The 4,161-nt window shown below is 39.8% G+C and carries 2 protein-coding genes and 2 pseudogenes; 3 read left to right on the plus strand and 1 reads right to left on the minus strand.

All coding sequences use genetic code 11. From position 1 onward, the window contains the following. Positions 1-237: 237 nt before the first annotated feature. Both JC606_RS22745 and JC606_RS22750 read left to right on the plus strand, forming a co-directional pair. Positions 238-1,410, plus strand: a complete 1,173-nt coding sequence (locus tag JC606_RS22745) for a hypothetical protein (RefSeq protein ID WP_198779504.1) — start codon at positions 238-240, stop codon at positions 1,408-1,410. A gap of 104 nt (positions 1,411-1,514) precedes the next feature. Next, a pseudogene (locus JC606_RS22750) lies at positions 1,515-2,137 on the plus strand (IS5 family transposase); the annotation flags it as partial. Between the two features lie 2 nt (positions 2,138-2,139). On the opposite strand, the gene JC606_RS22755 reads toward JC606_RS22750, so the two are convergent. Continuing rightward, positions 2,140-3,333, minus strand: coding sequence for an ISL3 family transposase (locus JC606_RS22755; protein ID WP_198779505.1), 1,194 nt, complete (start codon positions 3,331-3,333; stop codon positions 2,140-2,142). Positions 3,334-3,427: 94 nt separating this feature from the next. Here JC606_RS22755 and JC606_RS22760 point away from each other — a divergent pair. Next, positions 3,428-3,721: pseudogene (locus JC606_RS22760) on the plus strand (transposase); the annotation flags it as partial. Between the last annotated feature and the right edge of the window lie 440 nt (positions 3,722-4,161).

Here is a 4,161-nt window from a genome sequence, read left to right on the forward strand (position 1 = left end):
AAGTGAGCAGATAGTAGGTTCAGGATTTAGATCCATTAAATTACGCAACAAAGCAGCTACGCTATCAAAAATTAGTTCCAATTAATTTAAAATAAATTAGAACTACCATGAAATATATTGAAACATCGTGACTTAATATGATTAGATATTTTTAAATTTTCTTGTTTAGTGTGATTTCTTCGGTGTTTACACAATGTAAAATTATTTGTTAATGTAAATAAAAAAACAGGTTTAATTATGAATAATTATGTGTCTAGTCAGATGAAGGGATTTAAAAAAACTCAATTTCGTGGTCTTAGAAAACATCACGTAAGAACTATTGTAGATGACAAGAATGTCTATCCGGAGTTGAGTTGTGGAAATGTTCATATTCAAGAGGTTGTTTCGTTCGCTAATTGCGAGAAGAGAATGAAAAAATTGAAGGAATCTGCAGGAAAGCGTACTTGCAATATTGAATTCTCTAAAAATTCCAATGCCTTCGTTGATAATGTTGTTGTTCTTTCTCGAGACCAAGTTCTGGTTGTAAAGTCAAAATATCCATTCAATTGGAAAGAGAAAATTATAGATTGCTGTAAGAAATTGGCAAACTTTATTCATAAGAAATTTGGGCTTTTTCCAATGGCGATTGATCTTCATGTTGATGAGGGCCATTTTAAATCCGAAGAGTTCATTGAAAATTTTCACGTGCATATGACCTTCTTTAATTTTGATTTCGAAAAGTTGGTTCACCCTTTTCGCCTAATGGGTAAGGGAAATATGATGGAGCTTCAGGACCTTACAGGTAGAGCATTTTTTCAGTTAGGGTTTGTCCGTGGTAAATCCAAGGAGTTCACCAGTGCTGAACATAAGGAAAAATTAGAGTATTTAGAGGCCCTTGTTGAACGAAAGAAGATGGACTTAGAGTCTCTTGATGCTTCTTATAGCCAAGTTGAAAAAGAGTTAAGTGTTAAACAAACTGAGCTTTCAGACATAGAGTTAAAAATAATAGTTCAAGAGTCTAAATTTAGAAAAGAAGAATGTAGGTTAGTTTCACTAAAAGAAGAAGTAATGGTCGCTAAAGAAGATATTGTTAAGTCAAAAGAATACCTAAATAAAATAAATCGTGAAATAAATGAAAATGAATTAAATAAAAAATTAGAGAGTGAGATTGTTTATAATAAGAAGTTAGAAAGATACAGAATGGAAAATGAATTAACTGTGATTGAAGGTGAACTGATAGAACTGAGAAAGGAATATAGAGAAGTAATTAGATCTAGTAACCCGACAGAAAGAGCTTTGCAGATTAAATTAGGTGTTGAATATGATAAAAATATAGAGTTGACCAAAAAGTTGGATGCTTATGAAGGAAGTGAAAAAGATAGTTTGGAGGATGGTAATAATAGGGAATGCACGAAGAGTATCGCACCGTAAATTAATGACTATTTAGTATAAAAAACGGCGTTGTTGCCTAAATTAGTTGAACCTTTTCCAAGTCCTGCGATCTGATCATTTGAAACGATTGGAATGGCGGTGATATGGGTAAATCAAACAATAAGATAACTAACTGGGCAGAGTACAATAAGGCCCTTTGTAAACGCGGTTCGGTTACATTCTGGATAGATGATTCAGCCGTAGATGCATGGCGATGCAAAACCCGTCATGGTAAGCGTGGGAGAGGCTTTCAGTACTCTGATACAGCGATTGAAACCGCCTTGATGATTAAGGGCATCTTCTCTCTTCCTTTACGTGCTCTTCAAGGCTTGATCGACTCTATTTTTGAGCTATTAGATGTTCCACTAACGTCCCCTGACTACACCTGTATCAGGGGACGCTCGAAGACAGTTCAGGTCAAATATCGCAATAAATCGAGAGGGGCTATTCGCCATATAGCCATTGATTCTACTGGCCCTAAAGTCTTTGGAGAGGTGAGTGGAAAGTGAAAAAGCATGGTGCAGAAAAACGTAGGACATGGCGTAAACGGCATTTAGCTGTAGATGTGGATACTCACGAAGTGATGAGTGCGGAAGTCAGTCTTGTAAATGTAGGCGATAGTGAAGTGCTACCGACGTTACTCAACCCACTACGTAGAAAGGTCGCTGCCGTATCCGCCGATGGAGCATATGACACAAAAAATTGCTACGAGACTCTGAAAAAAAAGGTTCATCGCGGCTTTCCGGGGAAAGCCGCTTTTATCTTCAAGAAGAAGTAGTCTGTATCTCGATACCCATATCCCATTCGCTTGATTAGCTTGATTTTGTTGTTTATCCCTTCCAATGTGCAGGTGTTAAGCGGATAGCTTGCCGATGCGATAATGCCGTGAAGATAAGGACTCAGTTTTCGTGCGAACTCTTTCAATGGCTTAATCCCACTCTCCTGTACTTGTACCCACCACGCCTCCCAGAGCCCTTTAGCATGTGCTTCTGATTCACAATACCAAAGCTCTTTGAGTTGTGCTCCGAGTATATACGTGGTCATTAAGTCCTTATTGATATTCAATATTTCAGTAAGATAGCTGTCTTGTCGTGTATTTAAGTTGCCTCTATTTTTCAACAACACCCAGCGTGAGCGCTTGACCCATTGCCTCGCTTTCTTATCCTGCTTAAGTTTATTAGCTTGGTCGACTCTGACTCTATCCATCACCTCACGACCGAACTTAGCAACAACGTGGAATAAGTCGTAAACGATTTTTGCGTTCGGGCAGTGCGCTTGAACTTCAAGGTCAAAAGCCGTATTCATGTCCATCGCGACCGCTTCGATATGGCTGCCATGCTTACCTAACTGCTCGAAGAATGGACGTATGTCCTTTCGGCTTCGGCCTAACCCTATCCAAATGACTTGGTGTGTCTTAGCGTCAGCGATGACAGTAGCATATCGATGCCCTTTAAAGATGGCGAACTCGTCCATGACGAGTTGCGTCAACTCCTCCCATTTCACTGAAGGCACAACTTGGTGAAGTCGACGTTTATCTATCTCTTTAATGGTGTGCCAATGAACGCTCGTTAACTCGGATATATGCTTGATGGGAAGAAGAGGCAGTAGTTGTTCTATATAGCTTTTTAGGCGCTTCGTTATACGAGCATAAGGCTCCAACCAAGATAAAGCCTCTGTTTTTATGCCGCATTCACGGCACTTAATCCTTCGAGTTTGCACGGAAAGTTCAACAGGAACCCCGAGCAACATGGCTTCTTTTACATGACGCCATTGATACTCATGGATAGCCTGGGCCTCGAGACCACAAGAGCATTTCGCCTCAGAGTTCGGTTCAAGAGTCAGGGTAATAAGTGATGCTGTCTGGTGAGACTTTACGACTTGAAAGCCTTCCCAGAATGAAGATAGGAAAGTATGATTCGGCATGAAAACGGTAGTTTGTGTATGATTTTTGTTTGGCGACTAAACCATATCACTTACTACCGTTTTTGTTTTTAGTTCCCGCTAATCCGCGATGAACCAAAAAAAAGGCTGTACTCCGTTAATACCGCCTCGAAAGAATGCAGCTCTTTGGGAAGACGGTCATCCCAGAAACAAAGCGGTAATGGCTCTGAGAGATGGAACAATATCGGAATGGAAAACAGAGTCTGGTTATCAATATCGTTCAATATCTGAGACTGCTATGTCCCGATATAAAGGACTAACAAGCTGTAAATTGAGCTTGAGATGTTACAACGCTCAAGTGGGTGAAATCATGGCGAATGTCAAAGCAATTAACAAAGTCATAGGACTAGGTATGCCCGTTAGAAGCTAACGGCTAGCTACATATGGTGTCGTTGATCTTCAAGCTGATTTGATCAACAACGCCATAAAAAACAGATTTCGTTCATGAGAGAGTAATTATTATTGTCTCTAAATGGGGATAAATCCACCAGCAATGCTGGTGGATGTAAATATACTAGTGCAGATAGGTTTGTTTTAAGTACAAGAAGCCTTTAGCCATCAATGACTTTGCTAATGATATCGACAGTAAACTGTGACTTTGAATCCATGTAGAACATCCTTAGCACCCTTTAAAGATTGTTCAAATACTTTAAAAAGAACGCTAATTTAGTCCCGTCATTTTCCCTCGGTAGTTAGTGTAACGACAAAGTCGCTTGGTGATCACAATGCCAGCACGATCACTGCTAGAGCGTTTATGTCGGGTGGACGACACTTGTTACCAAGTGCCGTCTCCCTTAGAACCCAGCGTGC

The sequence above is a fragment of the Vibrio sp. IB15 genome, assembly GCF_016406055.1.
Lineage (GTDB): Bacteria > Pseudomonadota > Gammaproteobacteria > Enterobacterales > Vibrionaceae > Vibrio > Vibrio chagasii.